Below are 17,650 nucleotides of genomic sequence, written 5' to 3'. Positions count from 1 at the left end.
CGGGTTCCCACGTCCAGCATGCGAGCGAGGATAGGAAGGAGGGCGACCCTCGTCCTCGGGCATCCTCGGGAGCCGCAGTGACCGCCACGGAAGATCTCATCGCCGCCGCCGACGCCCACAGCGCACACACCTATCACCCGCTGCCCGTGGTGATCGCCACCGCGGACGGCGCCTGGATGACGGACGTGGAGGGGCGCCGGTACCTGGATCTGCTGGCCGGTTACTCGGCGCTGAACTTCGGGCACGGCAACCGGCGGCTGGTCGAGGCGGCCAGGGCGCAGCTGGACCGGGTGACGCTGACCTCACGGGCCTTCCACCACGACCGGTTCGGCGCGTTCTGCGCGCAGCTGGCACAGCTGTGCGGCATGGAGACGGTGCTGCCGATGAACACCGGCGCGGAGGCGGTGGAGACGGCCGTGAAGACGGCCCGCAAATGGGGTTACAAGGTCAAGGGCGTGCCCGCGGAGATGGCGAAGATCGTGGTCGCGGGCAACAACTTCCACGGCCGCACGACGACGATCATCAGCTTCTCCACCGACCCGGAGGCGCGGGCGGACTTCGGCCCGTACACGCCGGGCTTCGAGATCGTGCCGTACGGGGACATGACGGCGATGCGGTCGGCGGTGACGGAGAACACCGTCGCCGTGCTCCTCGAGCCGATCCAGGGCGAGGCAGGGGTCCTCGTTCCGCCGGCCGGTTATCTGGCGGCGGTGCGGGAGCTGACCCGGGAGCGGAACGTGCTGTTCGTGGCCGACGAGATCCAGTCGGGGCTGGGCCGCACGGGCCGCACCTTCGCGTGCGAGCACGAGGGGGTCGTACCGGATGTGTACGTCCTCGGGAAGGCTCTCGGCGGCGGGATCGTGCCGGTCTCGGCGGTGGTCTCCTCGCGGGAGGTGCTCGGGGTGTTCCGGCCCGGCGAGCACGGTTCGACGTTCGGCGGGAATCCGCTGGCGTGCGCGGTGGCGCTGGAGGTGATCGCGATGCTGCGCTCGGGCGAGTTCCAGGCGCGGGCCGCGGAGCTCGGCGAGCATCTGCACCGTGAGCTGGGGCTGCTGGCCGGCACGGGGCGGGTGCGCGCGGTGCGCGGGCGCGGGCTGTGGGCCGGGGTGGACGTCGACCCGGCGTACGGCACGGGCCGGGAGCTCTCCGAGCGGCTCATGGACCGGGGTGTCCTGGTGAAGGACACCCACGGCTCCACGATCCGGATCGCCCCGCCGCTGGTGATCGGCAAGGAGGACCTGGACTGGGGGCTGGACCAGCTGCGTGCGGTGCTGGCCGTAGAGAAGGCCGCCTGACCGCGCGACGGCCTCACCGCGCGACCGCCTCACCGCCTCGTCGCCCGATCGCCTGGTCGCCCGGCCACCTGACCGCGCGACCGCCTGACCGCCCGACCGCCCGGCCACCTGACCGCGCGACCGCCCGACCGCCCGACCGCCCGACCGCCCGACCGCCCGACCGCCCGGCTGCCGCCCGGCCGCCTGACCGCCGGCTCCTTGGTGAGCCGCTGCCGGTTTCGGCGGCCGCGGCCCGGAGATCGGTGCGAGCGTCCGCCCGGGCGGCCCGGGGTTTTCGCGCTCCCCTAGAGTCACTGCGTGCTCTTTGGAATGGTGTGCGCGCTCGGCGCGGCGGTGTGTTTCGGTACGGCGACGGTGCTCCAGGCGATCGCCGCGCGCGCCGCCGCCGACTCGGGCGGCGGGGGCGGGGACGCGGCGCTGCTGCTGCGGGCGGTGCGGCAGTGGCGGTACGTGGCGGGCCTGGCCCTGGACGGCCTCGGCTTCCTGCTCCAGATCGCCGCCCTGCGGTCGATCCCGATCTACGCGGTCGGCGCGGCCCTCGCCTCCAGCCTGGCGGTGACGGCGGTGGTCGCGGCCCGGCTGCTGGGGGTCCGGCTGCGCTCGGTGGAGTGGGCCGCGGTGGGCGTGGTCTGCGGCGGGCTCGGGATGCTGGGCCTGGCCTCGGGGACGGAGGGCAGCGAGCCCGGCTCCACGGCGCTGAAGTGGGCGATGCTCGGCGCGGCACTGGGTGTACTCGCCCTGGGCGCGGTGGGCAGCCGTCTTCCGGAACGCGGCCGTGCCCTGCTGCTCGGCCTGGGAGCGGGCCTCGGCTTCGGCGTGGTCGAGGTGACGGTACGCCTGATCGACTCCCTCGCCCCCGCCGAGCTGTTCACCAACCCGGCGGCCTACGCGCTCCTCCTGGGCGGGGGCGCCGCCTTCATACTCCTGACGTCGGCCCTGCAGCGCGGCTCGGTGACGACCGCCACCGCCGGCCTGGTGATCGGCGAGACGATCGGCCCCGCGGCCATCGGTGTGATCTTCCTCGGCGACCGCACCCGCGAGGGCCTGACCTGGCTCGCGGTCCTGGGCTTCGCGGTGGCGGTGGCGGGGGCGCTGGCACTGGCTCGGTTCGGGGAGGCGCCGGTCGAGACGGCACCAGAGCCCGTCCAGGAGGCCTGAGCGAGCGCCGCCCGCCCGCGCACGGTCACGGCAGCACCCGGCACAGTGCGTCCAGGGCGGCTGTCCAGGCGTGGTCCGGTGGGGTGGCGTAGCCGACCACCAGGGCGTCCAGGTCAGCCGCGGCGGCCTGGTCGTGGCGGTAGCGGGTCAGGCCGTGGACGGCGAGGCCCTGCCAGGCGGCGGCCTGGACCACCGTGGGCTCGGTGCCGGGGGGCAGGCGCAGGACGGCGTGCAGGCCGGCGGCGATGCCGGTGGGCCGGACACCGGGGGCCCGGGTGTTCAGCGCCTCGACGAGGGCGTCACGGCGGCGCCGGTAGCGCAGGCGGGCGGAGCGCACCTGGCGGTCGTAGGCGCCGGAGGCGATGAACTCCGCCAGCGTCAGCTGGTCGAGGACCCCGCAGGTGTCGGTGTGGCCCTTGGCTGCCGTGGCCTCCCGGACGAGGGACGGGGGCAGGGCCATCCAGCCCAGACGGAGGCCGGGGGCCAGGGACTTGCTGGCCGTGCCCAGGTGGACCACGTGGTCGGGGTCCAGGGCCTGGAGCGCGCCGACCGGCTGGCGGTCGTAGCGGAACTCGCCGTCGTAGTCGTCCTCCAGGACCAGGCCGCCGGTGCGGCGGGCCCAGTTCACCACGGCCGCACGGCGGTCGGGGCGCAGCGCCACGCCCATCGGGAACTGGTGAGAAGGGGTCAGCAGGACGGCCCCGGTGCCGCTCAGGTCCTCTGTCACCGTGCCGAGTTCGTCGAAGGGCAGTGGGCGGGTGCGCAGGCCCTCCCGGGCCAGCAGCCGCCAGTGCACGTCCAGGCCGTACGACTCCACGGCGACCGTGCGCACACCGCGCGCCCGCAGCACGGCGCCGAGGATCTTCAGGCCGTGCGAGAAGCCGGAGCACACCAGCAGGCGCTCGGGATCGGTGCGCACGCCCCGGACGCGGGCGAGGTAGCCCGCCAGGGCGGTGCGCAGTTCGGGGCGGCCGCGCGGGTCGCCGTAGCCGAGGGCGTGGTTGGGGGCGGCGGTCAGGGCGCGGCGGGCAGCCCTGAGCCACTGCGCGCGGGGGAAGGAGGCCAGGTCCGGGGTGCCGGGGACGAGGTCGTGCACCGGCCGGCGGCGTTCGCGGCCCGGGCGGGTCGCGTCGGACGGCGGGGCCACCGCACTCCCCCACTGCCCGAACGCCGTGGGCGGTGTCCCCGTCGCCACCCGGGTGCCCGAGCCCTGGCGGGCGGTGAGCCAGCCCTCGGCGACCAGATCGGCATAGGCGTCGGCGACCGTGTTGCGGGCGATGCCCAGGTCGGCGGCGAGGGTCCGGGAGGAGGGCAGCCGCGTGCCGGGGGCCAGCCGGCCGGTGCGGACCGCCTCGCGCAGTGCGTCGGTCAGCCCCCGGCGCACACCCGGACCGGTCGGTTGCAGGTGAAGGTCCACACCTTGAATGGCCCATGGTTTCGCCATGGAAATGGACCATACTCCTGGGCTGCCTGCCTCCTAGGGTCGAAGGCATGAGCACTGAGGAAACGGTCGAGTACGCCACCGAGAACGCCCCGCGGCTGCGCTGGGCCGAGCACGCCCCCGAGGTCTACAAGGCGATGATCCGGCTGGACACCGCCGCCAGGCAGGGCCTTGACCCCACGCTGTACGAGCTGGTGAAGATCCGCGCCTCACAGATCAACCACTGCGCGTTCTGCCTCGACATGCACACCAAGGACGCGCTCGCGGCCGGCGAGAGCGTGGAGCGGATCGTGCAGCTCAGCGCATGGGAGGAGTCGCGGCACTTCTACACGGAGAAGGAGCTCGCGGCGATCGAGCTGACCGAGGCGATCACTGTCCTGACGGACGGCTTCGTGCCGGACGAGGTCTACGAGAGGGCCGCCAAGCACTTCGAGGAGGCCGAACTGGCCCGGCTGATCGCCGCGATCACGGTGATCAACGCCTGGAACCGCTTCGGCGTGACCACCCGGATGACGCCGGGCCACTACACACCGGGGCAGTACAGGTGACGGCCCGGACCACCCTGCTGGACGACGGGATGCGCACCGCGCTGCAGGCCGTGGGCGCCGCCGCGAAGAAGGGCCTGGGCGAGCCCGCCCTCGCCGAGCTGGTCCAGGTGCGCGCCTCGCAGCTCAACCACTGCGCGTTCTGCCCCGACATGCACCTCGCGCTCGCCCGGCGGTACGGCGTGAGCACGCCGGTCCCCGCTGGAACGGAGCCGAGAGCCTGGGAGAGGCAGCTCGAACTCCTGGCCGCCCGCGAGGAGGCGGGGGACGTCTTCGGCGAGCGGGAGCGGGCGGCGCCGGCACTGACCGAGGCGATCACCGTCCTCACCGACGGCTTCGTGCCCGACGAGGTGTACGAGCAGGCCGCCAAGCACTTCGACGGGACCCGGCTGGCCCATCCGATCGGGCTGATCACCGTCATCAACAGCTGGAACCGGCTGATGGTCGCCCGGCGGGTCCCGGCCGGGAGCACGCGGTGGTGACCGGGGTCGAGGCGTTCCGCGCCCTGCACCGGGGCCGCGTGCCCGGTGATCCTCTCGTGCTGCCCGGCCCCTGGGACGCGGCCAGTGCCCGGGTGTTCGCCGAGGCCGGGTTCCCGGCGCTCGCCACGCCCAGCGCCGGGATCGCCGCCTGCCTCGGCTTCGAGGACGGGGCGACCCCGGCGGACGAGATGTTCGCCGCCGTGGCGCGGATCGTGCGGGCGGTGAACGTGCCCGTCTCGGCGGACGTCGAGGACGGGTACGGCCTGGCGCCCGGGGAACTGGTGGAACGGCTCCTGGAGGCGGGGGCCGTGGGCTGCAACCTGGAGGACTCGCACGGGGGTGTCCTCAAGGACCCGCGCCGGCACGCCGACTGGCTGGCACAGGTATGCGGGGCCGCGGCCGGCCGGCTGTTCGTCAACGCCCGCGTCGACACGTTCCTGCACGGGGTCACCGATCCCGACCGGACCATCGACCGGGCCGCGCGGTACGTCGCCGCCGGCGCCGACTGCGTGTATCCCATCGGCGCCCCGGCGGACGTACTGCCGCTGCTGCGGTCCGCGGTCCAGGGGCCGCTCAACGTGTTCGCGCGGCTCGACGGCGAGGGCCCCTCGCCCGCCGACCTCGGCGAACTCGGGGCCACCCGGATCACCTTCGGGCCCGGGTTGCAGCGCCGGGCCACGGCGGCGCTGCGGGAGATCGCGGGCGGCCTGCGCCCGTAGCAGGGTTCAGGACAGCCACGCCTTCCAGGTGGACCGGTGGCTGTCCACCCACTTCTTCGCCGCCTCGGCCGGGGTGAGCTTCTGGTCGGCGATCATCAGGGAGACCTGGTTCTGGTCCTCGGTCGTCCACTTGAACTTCTTCAGGAAGGCCGCCGCCCTGCCACCGGACTTCGCGAAGCCGGCGTTGAGGTACTTCTGCAGCGGCGTGTGCGGGTAGGCGCAGGCGACCTTGGCCGCGTCCGCGTCGCAGCCCTCCTTGTACGGCGGCAGCTTCACCTCCGTCATGGGGACCTTCTTGAACAGCCACTGCGGCGCGTACCAGTACGTCAGGAAGGGCTTCCTCTCCTTGGCGAACTGCCGCATCTGGGTGATCTGCGCCGCCTCGGAACCGGCGAAGACCACCTGGTAGTTCAGCTTCAGGTTCGTCACCAGCGCCTTGTCGTTGGTGACGTAGGACGGGGAGCCGTCCATCAGCTGACCCTTGCCGCCGCTCTCCGCGGTGCGGAAGAGGGAGGCGTACTTGTCGAGGTTGTGCCAGTCGGTGATGTCGGGGTGCTGCCTGGCCAGGTACGTGGGGACGTACCAGCCGATGTGCCCGGTCACCCCGAGTCCGCCACCGCGCGCGATGGTCTTCTTGTCCTCGACGTACCGCTTCTCCTGGTCGGGGTGACCCCAGTCCTCCAGGATGGCGTCGACCCGGCCCTGGCTGAGCGCGTCCCAGGCGGGCACCTCGTCGACCTGAACGGTGTCGACCCGGTAGCCCAGCTCGTGTTCGAGGAGGTACTGCGCCACGGCCACGTTGGACTGGGCGCCCACCCACGACTGCACGGACAGGGTCACGGTCCTGGAGCCCTGCGCGTTGGCGAACGGCGAGGCCTGCTTGGTCATGTCGGCGGCGCCGCAGCCGGTGAGGAGCGAGCACGTGGCCGCTCCGGCGGCGATCAGGGCCGCCCTGCGTTCGAGCCTCATGTCACGCTCCCTTCTGCGTTCGGCGCCGGGTCGGCTGGGTCACCCGGTCGAGCATCAGCCCGAGGCAGACGATCGCGAGGCCCGCGACCAGACCGGTCGCCAGGTCGCCCTGGGCGAGGCCGAAGACGACGTCGTAGCCGAGCGCGCCACCGCCGACCAGGCCGCCGATGATGACGACGGCGAGGACGAGGACCACGCCCTGGTTGACCGCGAGCAGCAGCGCCCGGCGGGCGAGCGGAAGCTGCACCTGGCGCAGTTGCTGCCCGCTGGTCGCGCCGAGCGAGCGGGCCGACTCCAGGGCCGCCGGGTCGACCTGGCGCAGGCCCTGTGCGGTGATCCGTACCACCGCGGGAAGGGCATAGACGATGGCCGCGGCAACCGCGGGGGCGCGGCCCACGCCGAACAGCGCGACGACCGGGATCAGGTACACGAACTGCGGCATCGTCTGGAAGACGTCCAGGACGGGGCGGAGGGCTCGTTCGAAGCGGTCGCTGCGGGCGGCCGCGATGCCGGTCGCGAAGCCGAGGACGAGGGTCACGGCGACGGCCGCGAGCACCTGGGAGAGGGTGTCCAGGGACGGCTTCCACACACCGAGCACACCGACCGCGGCCATGGCGAGCACAGCGGTCAGCGCGGTGCGCCAGGTGCCGATCAGCCAGGCGAGCGCGGCGACGATCAGCAGCACCGACCACCACGGGAGCCACAGCAGGCCCGAACGGACCGGGTCCAGGACCCAGGTGGTGAAGTGGCCGGCCCAGTCCGCCGTACCGCCGATGTAGGGGACTCCGGAGTACAGGTGCGCGGTCATCCAGTCGACGGCGCGGTTGACCGGCTCGGCGATGTCGACGGTCCAGCCCGAGGGCCAGTCGAGATGGCCGGAAAGACGCGCGGCCAGGGCGACGGCCACGGTGGCCGCGGCGGCCACCGTGGCGTACTGCCAGGTGCGCAGGCCGCGCTGTTCCTGCCCGATGCTGCCCCGAACTCCCGACTTCGCCGGAGCGGGGTGGTGCCCCCCTGCCGCCGCGCCCGTGACGCGGTCGAGTACGACGGCCAGCAGCACGATGGGGATGCCGGCCGCGAGGGCCGCGCCCACGTCGACCGAGGCCAGCGCCTGGTAGACGCGGTCGCCGAGGCCGCCGGCGCCGATGACCGAGGCGATGACGGCCATGGACAGCGCCATCATGATCGCCTGGTTGACGCCGAGCAGGAGCTCCTTGCGGGCCAGCGGTATACGGGCGGTCAGCAGCCGCTGGCGCGCGGTGGCGCCGAGGGAGTCGACCGCCTCCAGCACCTCGCTGTCGGCGCCGCGCAGACCGAGGGCGGTCAGCCGGGCCATGGGCGGGGCGGCGTAGACGACCGTGGCGAGGACCGCGGCGGGGACGCCGATGCCGAACACCAGGACGACCGGGAGGAGGTAGGCGAACGCCGGAAGCACCTGCATGGTGTCCAGGACCGGGCGCAGGGCGCGGTCCATGCGGTCGGACAGTCCGGCGGCGAGACCGAGCAGCGCGCCGAAGGCGACCGAGGCGAGCACCGCGACCACCATCAGGGCGAGGGTCTGCATGGTCGGGACCCACATGCCGAGGAGGCCGCAGGCCAGGAGCGCCGCCGCTGTGCCGGCGGCGAGGCGGACTCCCGCCACGCGCCAGGCGACGGCCGCGCCGAGAGCCGTGACGCCCGCCCAGCCCGCGGCCAGGAGGAACAGGTACACGGCGCGGACGCAGAGGACGACCGCGTTGCTGATGTAGCCGAAGAAGTAGAGGAACAGCGGGTGGCTGTCGCGGTTGTCGATGATCCAGTTGCTGGCGCCGGTGAGGGGTCTGGACAGGTCCACCGTCAGCTCGTGCGGCCAGGTGCCGCTCGACCAGCGGGCGGCCGCCGGCGGCACCAGGACCGCGGCGAGGACGGCGAGGACCAGGAGCTTGCGCACCGCGCGGTGCTGCAGGGCGGCGGACAGGGCGGGCCGGGCGGCGGATGCGGTGATCGTCGCCATCAGTTGGCCTCCTTGCGCGGCTCCGTTCCGGCCACCACCGCGAGCAGCCGCTCGTGGTCGACGACTCCCAGGCAGCGGCCCCTGTCCATCACCCGGACCGGGGAACCGGCGCGGGCCACCGCCTCGATCGCCTCCGACACCGTGGCGTCCGGGGCGATGGCGGGTCCGTCGCCGGCCTCCGCCCCGGACGCGGGGCGCAGGGCCGTACGCACGGTCAGGACCTGTTCGCGCGGGACGTCGCGGACGAACGCGCGGACGTAGTCGTCGGCCGGGGAGGCGACGATCTCCTCGGGGGTGCCGAGCTGGACGATGCGGCCGTCGCGCATGAGGGCGATGCGGTCGCCGAGCCTCAGGGCCTCCTGGAGGTCGTGGGTGATGAAGACCATCGTGCGGCCCTCCTCCTGGTGCAGGCGGACGACCTCCTCCTGCATGTCCCGCCGGATCAGCGGGTCGAGGGCGCTGAACGGCTCGTCGAAGAGGAGGACCTCCGGGTCGACGGCCAGGGCCCGGGCCAGGCCGACTCGCTGCCGCTGACCGCCGGAGAGCTGGGCCGGGCGGCGCTGCTCCATGCCCTCCAGGCCGACCTTCGCGACGACCTCGGCGGCCTTCTCGCGGCGGTCGGACTTGCCCATGCCCTGGATCTCCAGGCCGTAGGCGACGTTGTCGAGGACGCTGCGGTGCGGCAGCAGGCCGAAGTGCTGGAAGACCATCGCGGCGCGGTGCCGGCGCAGTTCGCGCAGCCGGGACCTGTCCATGGCACGGACGTCCTCGCCGTCGATGGCGATGGCGCCGGCGGTGGGCTCGATCAGCCGGGTCAGACAGCGCACCAGGGTGGACTTGCCGGAGCCGGACAGGCCCATGACGACGAAGACCTCGCCCTTGCGCACATCGAAGCCGACATCCCGGACGGCGGCCGTGCAGCCGGTGCGTTCGCGCAGGTCGGCTGGGCTCAGCGCGCTGAGCTCCGGGTCCTCCGGGACCCGGCCGGCCTTGGGGCCGAAGACCTTCCAGAGGCCCTCGACCGAGAAGACGGGGGCGTCGGCGGAGTCGCCGGCGGGGGGCTTGCGGGTGGGGACTGCGAGAGCCATCAGGCTTCATCTCCGATCAGGTCGGCGGCCTTCTCCCCGACCATGAGCACCCCGATCATGGGGTTCACGGCGGTCATGGTCGGGAAGACGGACGCGTCCGCGATACGGATGCCGTCCAGGCCTCGGATACGCAACTCTGGGTCGACCACGGCAAGTTCGTCGTCGGCGGCGCCCATCCTGCAGGTGCCCGCGGGGTGGTACACGGTGTGCGCGACCTTGCGGGCGTACTCGCCGAGCTCCTCGTCGCCGGTGACGCCGGGGCCGGGGCACACCTCCCGCTTGAGCCAGCCGGCCAGCGGCTCGGTCTTCGCGATCTCGCGGGCGATACGGATGCCGTCGACGAGGGTCCGGCCGTCGTAGTCCTCCTCGTCGGTGAAGTAGCGGAAGTCCAGGGCCGGCTTGACGGACGGGTCGGCGCTGGTGAGGTACAGCCGGCCGCGGCTCTTCGGCTTGGGGACGTTCGGAGTCATCGAGACGCCGTACGGCGGCCGTTCGTAGCCCAGGCGCTCGGGGTTGTCCGTGAACGGGACCTGGTAGAAGTGGAACATCAGGTCCGGACCCGCCTGTTCGGGGTCGCGGCGCACGAACAGGCCCGCGTCGGAGTCCATCGCGGAGTTCTCCGGGATGGGGCCGTTCGTCTCCCAGACGATGACCGACTCGGGGTGGTCGAGCAGGTTCTCGCCGACACCCGGCAGATCGAGCACGACGGGGACGCCCAGCTTCTCCAGGTCGGCCTTCGGGCCGATGCCCGAGTGCAGCAGCAGCCGGGGCGAGTCGACGGCGCCGGCGCACAGCAGCACCTCGCGGCGGGCCCTTACGAGGATCTCCTCGCCGTCCTTGGTGCGCACATGCACGCCCTCGGCGCGGGTGCCGTTCAGCTCCAGCCGGTACGCCCAGGTCTCCAGCAGGATCGTCAGGTTGGCGCGCTCGTCCATCACCGGGTGCAGATACGCCACGGACGCCGACGAGCGCCTGTTGTTCTCGGGGTGGTAGGCGAGGTCGAAGAAGCCGACGCCCTCGGTGAACGGCTTGCGGTTGAAGCCCTCGACGCGCGGCACGCCGAGCGCGGTCTGCGCGGAGTCGACGAAGTCGCGGGCGATGGCGTTGCGGTCCTTGGCGTCGACCGGGACGACGTTGTTCTTCAGACGGGCGAAGTACGCCTCCATCGGGACCGCGCCCCAGCCCTTGGCGCCGGCCGCCTCCCACTCCTCGAAGTCGGACGGCAGCGGCTTGAAGGCGATGAGGGTGTTGTGGGAGGAGCAGCCGCCGAGGACCCGGGCGCGGCTGTGCCGGATGTTCGAGTTGCCGCGCGGCTGTTCGGTGGTCGGGTAGTCGTAGTCCAGATCGCCGCCGAGCAGATCCATCCAGCGGCGCAGGGTCAGCACGTCCTCGCGGTCCACGTCGCTGGGGCCGCCCTCGATGACGGCGACGGTGACGTCCGGGTCCTCGGTGAGGCGGGAGGCGATGACGGAGCCTGCCGTGCCGCCGCCTATGACGACGTAGTCGTACTCGTGGGTGTTGTCGGGCATCGTGGTGGTACTCCGGTGGGGGGATGAGGAGTTCGGGAGTCCTTGGGGCCGGGTGGGGCGGCCGGAGGGCCGGGCCTGCCGCCGCGGGAGGCGGGGGGTCGGCCCGCGAACCAGCGCACCGGCCTGGGGGCGAGGTTCTGGTAGACGTGCTTGGTCTCGCGGTACTCGGCGAGCCCGGCCGGGCCGAGTTCGCGGCCGGTGCCGCTCTTGCCGAAGCCGCCCCACTCCGCCTGCGGGAGGTAGGGGTGGAAGTCGTTGATCCAGACGGTCCCGTGGCGCAGCCGGCCCGCCACCCGGCGCGCCCGGCCCGCGTCGGCGGTCCAGACGGCGCCCGCGAGGCCGTACTCGGTGTCGTTGGCGAGCGCGACCGCCTCGTGCTCGGTGCGGAAGGTCTCGACGGTCAGGACGGGGCCGAAGACCTCTTCCCTGACGGCCTTCATCTGGCGGTTGCAGTGGTCGAGGACGGTCGGCTCGTAGAAGTAGCCGGTGGCCGGCCTGGTCTCGCCGGGCTCGGGCCGCTTGCCGCCGCAGCGCAGCACCGCGCCCTCGGCGAGCGCGGAGGCGACGTAGGCCTCGGTCTTCGCACGCTGCTGCTCGGAGACGAGCGGGCCGCACTCGACGCCGGCTCCGGTGCCGCGGCCCAGGCGGATCCGCTCGGCCCGGCGGGCGAGTTCGGCGACGAAGCGCTCGCGGACCGATTCCTCGATGATGAGCCGGGCGCCGGCCGAGCAGACCTGGCCGCTGTGGATGAAGGCCGCGTTGAGGGCCTGGTCGACGGCGGTGTCGAAGCCCTCGTCGGTGGCGCAGGCGTCGGCGAAGACGACGTTGGGGTTCTTGCCGCCGAGTTCGAGGGCGACCTTCTTGACGGTGGGGGCGGCGGCCTGGGCGACCTTGGTGCCGCTGACCAGGCCGCCGGTGAAGGAGACGAGGTCGACGTCGGGGTGTTCGGCGAGCCGGGCGCCGACGGTGTGGCCGGGGCCGGTGACGATGTTGGCGACGCCCGCGGGAAGGCCCGCCTCGACGAGCAGTTCGATCAGGGCGACGGTCGTCAGCGGGGTGATCTCGCTGGGCTTGACCACGAAGGTGTTCCCGGCAGCGAGGGCCGGCGCGATCTTCCAGCTGGCCTGGAGCAGCGGGTAGTTCCAGGGAGTGATCAGCGCACAGACGCCGACGGGCTCGTGCACGACGACACTGTGGATGTCGGGTGAGCCCGCGTCGACGACCCGGCCGGGGGCTTCCGCGGCGACGAGGTCGGCGAAGTAGCGGAAGGCGTCGGCGACGCAGTCGACGTCGACGCGGCCCTCCTCCACGGTCTTGCCGGCGTCGCGGCTCTCCAGCAGCCCGAGCCGCTCGCGGTCACGCACCAGCAGGTCGGCGACCCGGCGCAGCAGGGCGGCGCGCTCGGCGACCGGCGTGCGGGGCCAGGCGCCCTCGCCGCCGTCGAAGGCGCGCCGGGCGGCCTCCACCGCGCGGTCCGTGTCCTTCTCGTCGCCCTCGGCGACCACGGCGAACGGCGTCGCGTCCGCGGGGTCGAGGATGTCGCGCGTGGCACCGGAGACCGCTTCCAGCCATTCCCCTCCCGCGTGAATGGTGTTGCGCGCCTTGCGTTTCGCACTGTCCGCCATGATCGATACTGCCTTCCGCTCCTGCTCAGTGGCCCTGGGTTACGCCGATGTCACCCACAGGGACCGTGAGCGCATGCCCCTCCCGACCGATTGCATGCGCAATCCATGACCGAAAGTGTCGTGTGTCACGGAGCCTGAGGATAGAGCAGGACAAAAGAGACGGAATTCAGTGCGTCGCGAAGGACCTCAGTGCGGTGTCGGCGTCCGCTTTCGGGGCGGGCCAGTCGGTGGCCGGGCCGGCCGCCAGCACGGCGTACTTCTTGCCGTCGTCGGCGGTGAAGGCGTACTCGACCACCTGTCTGCGCTCCCCCAGCTTCTCGCTGTCGTAGGCGTACACCAGCCTGGCCGCGTCCTTGCCCACCGCGCTGGACGCGCCGGACGGAGCGGCCGCCCCGTCCAGGCTGATCTCCTCGTACGCGGGCTGCCGGCTCAGGTTCGCGGAGGATTGCCGGACCGCCTCGTACGGCGTCATCCCGGCTTCGGTGACGACGAAGATCTGCAGCAGCCTGCGGTCGCCGTCCGTGGCGTAGAAGACGCCGGTCGAGCGCTCGCTGCGCTGCCAGCCGTCGGGTACGGCGATCGTGAACCCGGCGGGGTCGGCCACGGTGTGGTACCCCGCGGGTGCCGCGGACGCCGAGGAGGACGCGGAGGCGGAGGCCGTGGCGCCGGCCGCACCGCCGTCCGTGGGGGTGGCCGTGCCGGAGGGCGGCTGGGCGGTGGCCGCGGCGCCCGTGGAGGGTGAGGTACTCGCCGACGTGCGCGACGCGTCGGAGCCGCTGCCGCCGCCCAGCTTCACCACGCCCACCGCGACACCGACCCCGACCACGGCGGAGACCACCGCCACCTTCCACCACAGCCCGCGCCCGGCATCCCCGCGCCCGGCCTCCCCGCGCCCGGCCTCCCGGTACTCGGGGGCGGGCGCCACGGGCACGGTGGGCGCCCGCCATCCGGCGTCGGGCTCGGAGGCCGCCGGAGGGCCGGCGAACTCCGCCGGCACCGGGGGTACCGAAGGCAGTGGTGGTGCGGGTGATGGTGCCACCGGTGCCTCGGAGTCGCTCGGTGCCTCGGAGGCCACTGGTGCATTGGAGGCGCCCGGTGCCTCGGAGGCCACTGGTGCGTTGGAGGCCGCTGGTGCCTCGGAGGCTGTTGATGCGCCCGGTGTCGCCGGTGCGCTCGATGCCACTGGTGACGGTGGTGGCAGCCGCTCCGGAAGGGCCGGGGCCGGGGCGGTCGCCGGGGCCGGGCGGGTGGTGGCGTCCTCCCAGCGCTGGGTCTCCTCGTTCCAGTACCGCTGTCCCCCGCTCATCGCGCTCTCACAGACCCAGCAGCCCCGCCACGGCACCCGCGGAGGCGAGGACGTTCAGCAGGGACTGGGAGTCGGCGAGCAGTGCGCGCAGCCGCTCGCGGCGGGTCGGGGCGGCCTGGCCGGTGCTGGTGATCTCCTCCTCCACCTCGGCCAGTTCGGCGTCCAGCGCCGCGGTCTGCTCGGTGCCGCGCACCCGGGTCAGGTCGGCGCGCAGCTCGCGCACCGCGGCCAGCAGCTGCTCGGCGGCCTCGTCGCGCCGCGGGCCGGTGCCGTGGTGGCCGACCGCCCTGGCGTGGCTGCCGATGGCGAAGGTGCTGCCCGAGACGTTGCCCATGGTCACGTTCGGCTCATGCGGGCCGGCCATCGCTGTCCGTTCCCTTCTGCGGCTCGGTGCCGCTGCTCGCGGTGGCGTGGGAGCCGACGGCGAAGGTGGAGCCCTCCACGGAGTCGATGTTCACGCCGCCGTTGCTGACGTTGACGATCTTCTGGACGAACTCGCCGGTCTGGTAGCCGGCGTCGGCGAGGGCGGTGCGCACCCCGTGCGCGATCCGGTCCTGCACCGTACGGAGGTAGCGGTCGACGTCCATCTCCTGGAACAGCGAGCCGTTCGGGGCCGACCCCAGCTCGCGCACCGACAGGGCCGGGCCCTCCGGCAGCGCGCCCGCGTTCCCGGAGGTCACCAGCCGCCAGCCGAACAGGGCCAGCCGCCCCAGGCCCAGCAGGGCCAGACCCGCCGATCCGGCCACCCGCGGCACGGCGTAGGCGGCCTTGCCCAGCAGGTTGTTGCGGTTGTAGCGGTGGGCGGTGCGGTCGGCGTCCTTGAACTCCTCGCGCACCGGGTTCAGTACGTGCGGGGCGACCTCCAGCATGAGCATCCGGCCCTGGGTGTGGACGCGGACGAAGACGCTGACGACCAGCTCCTCCTCCCAGCCGCCGACCCGGACGCGCAGGAAGTGCCGCCGCTTCTCTGCGCCTTCCTCCACCGCCCGCGCCCGGTGGTCCTCGAAGACCTGCGGATCGTAGGGGGCGTCCGAGCGGCGCAGCAGCCCCTCCACGGGCAGGAAAACGCACTCGTCGATCTCCAGCCGGCGCAACCGGTCGCGCACCGGGAACCGGGCGGTCGTGGCGGACTCGCGCAACTGTTCCAGCAGGGGCCGGACGGTGTCCAGGACGGTCCGGTTGCTCAGCGGGCGCTGCTTCTTCATGCCGTCGGGCCGAAGTTCGACGGCGAGCACCCAGGTGTCGTGCGCGCCGCCCGCCCCGCAGAACGGACGGGCCTCGTGGTACATGATCAGCGGCTGGTGCTGTTCGGTGCGGATCCGCGCGACCAGTCGCCGGAACCGTCCGCCCTCCGACCGGAAGGCCGGATCGCCCGCCGCGTCCGGGAAGCGCTGCGCGGAGAGCTCCGCGGTCAGTGAGCGGGTGACCTGGGCGCGCTGGGCGGCGAGGCAGAGGGCGATGAGCGCGAGGACGGCGAGCGAGAGCCAGGCATGCAGGGTGCCGAAGCCGCTGCTTCCGCCGGGGTCGAGGGTGTCCGTCCACAAGCTGCTCGACGTGGTCGGCGTGCCGTACCTGCTGTCGTAGGCCGACGGGGTGCCGGAGGAGGGGTCGTCCCCGCCGCCGAAGGCGAGGAACCCGGTGGCGACGACCCAGTACAGCAGGCCGATGCGGCTCCACCAGCGCAGGATCCAGGCCGGCAGCCGCCGGTAGAGCGGCGGGTTGTCGCTTCTGCCCCTGATCAGGGAGGCGATGGCGAGTTGCAGGCCGAGCCCCAGGAAGACCAGCAGCCAGCCCTCGCTCAGCGCGCCGCCCACCGCCCACAGCCCGAGGACCGCCCCGCCCCAGGCCAGCTCCAGACGCCGGGCACGCAGGGCGTGGGCCAGCACGCGGGCGGCGTCGTAGCCGAGCGACGGGGCGGCGATGCGCTGCTCGTTCAGGTACAGCTCGTCGATGACCCGGTCGCGGTAACCGGGATCCAGATAGGTGCCCGCGCACAGCAGCCGGGTCGCCTCACTGGCGTACGGCGGGGTCGCCGGCGCCGGTGCTGCGGCCCGGGCCGGCTGTGGCTGTTGCGGCACGTAGGCGGTGCTCACGCCCATCCCCCGATGGTCCGAACCTGCTGACGTCACACGTTGTTTGATGAGTCATCAGCATAGAGGGACACGCGGTGCGCCGGAAGCGGATGGTCACCCGCCGACATCCGGCTGTGACCGTTCGCGGGCCGGCGGCGGGGCCGCGGCCAGCAGCTCCCGTACGCACCGCCGCAGCCACGCGTGGGCCGGGTCGGCCTCGTGGCGGGGGTGCCAGGCGATACCGAGGCGCAGGGGCGGCAGGTCCAGCGGCACGGGGAAGGTGACCAGCCCGAGCGCCTCGGCCCGCGGGCGGGTCCAGGCGGCGACCAGGCCGACCAGATCGGTGCCGCGGACGGTGAAGAGGGACGCCAGAAATGTGCCCACGCTGGCCACCACCCTCCGCTCGAGGCCGAGTTCGGCGAGGGCGCCGTCGACGGGGCCGCTGAACCGGCCGCGCCGTGGCACGGTCAGGTGATCGGCCTCCTCCGCGAACCGGCGCGGCGTCAGCTCACCGTCCAGCAGCGGGTGTCCCACCCGCACCACGCCCAGCAGACGCCCCCTCCCTGCGCGAGGCTCGACCCGCTCGGCACGCTGCTGGTGACCTCCGGTCTGCTGGCCGCGCTCTTCGGCATCATCGAGGGCCCGTCCTACGGCTGGGCGTCGATCCGTATCCTCGGCGCCTTCGCGCTCGGCGCGCTGCTGGTCGCCGGGTTCACCGCGCACGCCCTGCGCTCGCGCGCCCCGCTGTTCGGCCCACGGGTGTTCGCCTCGCCCAGGCTGCGCGCGACCACACTGGGCACCGCGGCCGGTTTCTTCGGCCTGTTCTCCCTGTTCTCCCTGTTCTCCCTGTTCTCCCTGTTCTACGTCAACTCGCAGTATCTGCAGGAGATCAAGGGCTACGCCCCCGCCCTGACCGGCGCGGCGATCGTGCCGCTCACGGCCGGCATGGCCCTGGTCCCGAGGCTGGCGGTCCGCTGGCCGGACCGTCCGCGCACGGTCATCGGCGGCGGCCTCGCCCTGATCGGCCTGGGGCTGCTGGGCGTGTCGACGGTGAACTCCGGTACTCCGTACGCCGTCTACGCCTGCTGGCTGCTCGTCGTCTCCGCCGGTACGGGCCTGTCGATGCCCACGCTCACCCTCGGCGTCGTCACCTCGCTGCCGCCGCACCAGGCGGGACTGGGCTCCGGCCTCGGCACCTCCGCCCGCGAGGTGGGGGCGGCCCTCGGCGTGGCGGTCACCGGCACGGTCCTGGCCGCCCACCCCGACCTCGCCCACGGCCTGGGCCCGGCCCTGCGCACGACCGGCCTGCTGCTCCTGGCGGCCACGGCCGCGGTGGTGCTGGAGCACCGCGACCGCGCCAGGCCCGGTGCGCCCGCCTCCGTGTCCGGGGCCGACCGGGTGCCGGCGCACCACGGCCGCCGGGGGTGA

The 17,650-nt window shown here is 73.4% G+C and carries 13 protein-coding genes and 3 pseudogenes; 6 read left to right on the top strand and 10 right to left on the bottom strand.

The window, feature by feature from the left end:
* Nucleotides 1-77: 77 nt before the first annotated feature.
* Nucleotides 78-1,295 carry an ornithine--oxo-acid transaminase gene (gene rocD / locus ACH4UM_RS01755; RefSeq protein ID WP_398172426.1) on the top strand — a complete coding sequence of 406 codons (1,218 nt, stop codon included), beginning with the start codon at nt 78-80 and terminating at the stop codon, nt 1,293-1,295.
* Between the two features lie 309 nt (nt 1,296-1,604).
* Nucleotides 1,605-2,453: a hypothetical protein gene (locus tag ACH4UM_RS01750; protein WP_398173554.1), complete on the top strand. Its 849-nt coding sequence runs from the start codon at nt 1,605-1,607 to the stop codon at nt 2,451-2,453.
* Between the two features lie 25 nt (nt 2,454-2,478).
* Here the strand turns inward: ACH4UM_RS01750 and ACH4UM_RS01745 are convergent, their stop codons facing one another.
* Complete coding sequence (locus tag ACH4UM_RS01745) at nt 2,479-3,897, bottom strand: PLP-dependent aminotransferase family protein (RefSeq protein ID WP_398172424.1); 1,419 nt, start codon at nt 3,895-3,897, stop codon at nt 2,479-2,481.
* A 47-nt stretch (nt 3,898-3,944) separates the two neighbouring features.
* On the opposite strand from ACH4UM_RS01745, the gene ACH4UM_RS01740 reads away from it, so the two are divergent.
* The 3 genes from ACH4UM_RS01740 to ACH4UM_RS01730 are packed head-to-tail and all read left to right on the top strand — an operon-like array spanning nt 3,945 to nt 5,640.
* Complete coding sequence (locus ACH4UM_RS01740; protein ID WP_398172422.1) at nt 3,945-4,442, top strand: carboxymuconolactone decarboxylase family protein; 498 nt, start codon at nt 3,945-3,947, stop codon at nt 4,440-4,442.
* Nucleotides 4,439-4,921, top strand: coding sequence for a carboxymuconolactone decarboxylase family protein (locus ACH4UM_RS01735; protein ID WP_398172420.1), 483 nt, complete (start codon nt 4,439-4,441; stop codon nt 4,919-4,921). Before ACH4UM_RS01740 ends, ACH4UM_RS01735 begins: the two co-directional genes overlap by 4 nt.
* On the top strand, nt 4,918-5,640 hold the full coding sequence (locus tag ACH4UM_RS01730) for an isocitrate lyase/phosphoenolpyruvate mutase family protein (RefSeq protein WP_398172418.1): 723 nt from the start codon (nt 4,918-4,920) through the stop codon (nt 5,638-5,640). The genes ACH4UM_RS01735 and ACH4UM_RS01730 overlap by 4 nt, the downstream gene beginning before the upstream one ends.
* Before the next feature lie 6 nt (nt 5,641-5,646).
* Here the strand turns inward: ACH4UM_RS01730 and ACH4UM_RS01725 are convergent, their stop codons facing one another.
* The 9 genes and pseudogenes from ACH4UM_RS01725 to ACH4UM_RS01685 form a co-directional block, all read right to left on the bottom strand.
* Nucleotides 5,647-6,609 (bottom strand): ABC transporter substrate-binding protein, encoded by a 963-nt coding sequence (locus ACH4UM_RS01725; RefSeq protein WP_398172416.1) that lies wholly within the window; start codon nt 6,607-6,609, stop codon nt 5,647-5,649.
* Between the two features lies 1 nt (nt 6,610).
* On the bottom strand, nt 6,611-8,602 hold the full coding sequence (locus ACH4UM_RS01720; RefSeq protein ID WP_398172414.1) for an ABC transporter permease: 1,992 nt from the start codon (nt 8,600-8,602) through the stop codon (nt 6,611-6,613).
* Nucleotides 8,602-9,690: a glycine betaine/L-proline ABC transporter ATP-binding protein gene (locus tag ACH4UM_RS01715; RefSeq protein ID WP_398172412.1), complete on the bottom strand. Its 1,089-nt coding sequence runs from the start codon at nt 9,688-9,690 to the stop codon at nt 8,602-8,604. The genes ACH4UM_RS01720 and ACH4UM_RS01715 overlap by 1 nt, the downstream gene beginning before the upstream one ends.
* Nucleotides 9,690-11,219, bottom strand: coding sequence for a GMC family oxidoreductase (locus tag ACH4UM_RS01710; RefSeq protein WP_398172410.1), 1,530 nt, complete (start codon nt 11,217-11,219; stop codon nt 9,690-9,692). The genes ACH4UM_RS01715 and ACH4UM_RS01710 overlap by 1 nt, the downstream gene beginning before the upstream one ends.
* Before the next feature lie 101 nt (nt 11,220-11,320).
* Nucleotides 11,321-12,844: pseudogene (locus ACH4UM_RS01705) on the bottom strand (aldehyde dehydrogenase family protein); the annotation flags it as partial.
* A 166-nt stretch (nt 12,845-13,010) separates the two neighbouring features.
* On the bottom strand, nt 13,011-14,150 hold the full coding sequence (locus ACH4UM_RS01700; protein ID WP_398172408.1) for a hypothetical protein: 1,140 nt from the start codon (nt 14,148-14,150) through the stop codon (nt 13,011-13,013).
* A 7-nt stretch (nt 14,151-14,157) separates the two neighbouring features.
* Nucleotides 14,158-14,514 carry a hypothetical protein gene (locus ACH4UM_RS01695; protein ID WP_398172406.1) on the bottom strand — a complete coding sequence of 119 codons (357 nt, stop codon included), beginning with the start codon at nt 14,512-14,514 and terminating at the stop codon, nt 14,158-14,160.
* Nucleotides 14,498-16,243 (bottom strand): hypothetical protein, encoded by a 1,746-nt coding sequence (locus tag ACH4UM_RS01690; RefSeq protein WP_398173552.1) that lies wholly within the window; start codon nt 16,241-16,243, stop codon nt 14,498-14,500. The genes ACH4UM_RS01695 and ACH4UM_RS01690 overlap by 17 nt, the downstream gene beginning before the upstream one ends.
* A gap of 93 nt (nt 16,244-16,336) precedes the next feature.
* A pseudogene (locus ACH4UM_RS01685) lies at nt 16,337-16,777 on the bottom strand (LysR substrate-binding domain-containing protein); the annotation flags it as partial.
* Nucleotides 16,778-16,783: 6 nt separating this feature from the next.
* Between ACH4UM_RS01685 and ACH4UM_RS01680 the strand changes: the two are divergent.
* Nucleotides 16,784-17,650 (top strand): annotated as a pseudogene (locus ACH4UM_RS01680) (MFS transporter); the annotation flags it as partial.

The sequence above is a fragment of the Streptomyces sp. NPDC020801 genome (assembly GCF_044334385.1).
GTDB lineage: Bacteria > Actinomycetota > Actinomycetes > Streptomycetales > Streptomycetaceae > Streptomyces.
This window is presented reverse-complemented; position numbering and strand designations above follow the sequence as displayed.

Coding starts and splice junctions, on each gene's coding strand:
- ACH4UM_RS01750 (WP_398173554.1), top strand. CDS start 1,605: ATGGTGTGCGCGCTCGGCGCGGCGGTGTGTTTCGGTACGGCGACGGTG.
- ACH4UM_RS01745 (WP_398172424.1), bottom strand. CDS start 3,897: ATGGCGAAACCATGGGCCATTCAAGGTGTGGACCTTCACCTGCAACCG.
- ACH4UM_RS01740 (WP_398172422.1), top strand. CDS start 3,945: ATGAGCACTGAGGAAACGGTCGAGTACGCCACCGAGAACGCCCCGCGG.
- ACH4UM_RS01725 (WP_398172416.1), bottom strand. CDS start 6,609: ATGAGGCTCGAACGCAGGGCGGCCCTGATCGCCGCCGGAGCGGCCACG.
- ACH4UM_RS01720 (WP_398172414.1), bottom strand. CDS start 8,602: ATGGCGACGATCACCGCATCCGCCGCCCGGCCCGCCCTGTCCGCCGCC.
- ACH4UM_RS01715 (WP_398172412.1), bottom strand. CDS start 9,690: ATGGCTCTCGCAGTCCCCACCCGCAAGCCCCCCGCCGGCGACTCCGCC.
- ACH4UM_RS01710 (WP_398172410.1), bottom strand. CDS start 11,219: ATGCCCGACAACACCCACGAGTACGACTACGTCGTCATAGGCGGCGGC.
- ACH4UM_RS01700 (WP_398172408.1), bottom strand. CDS start 14,150: ATGAGCGGGGGACAGCGGTACTGGAACGAGGAGACCCAGCGCTGGGAG.
- ACH4UM_RS01695 (WP_398172406.1), bottom strand. CDS start 14,514: ATGGCCGGCCCGCATGAGCCGAACGTGACCATGGGCAACGTCTCGGGC.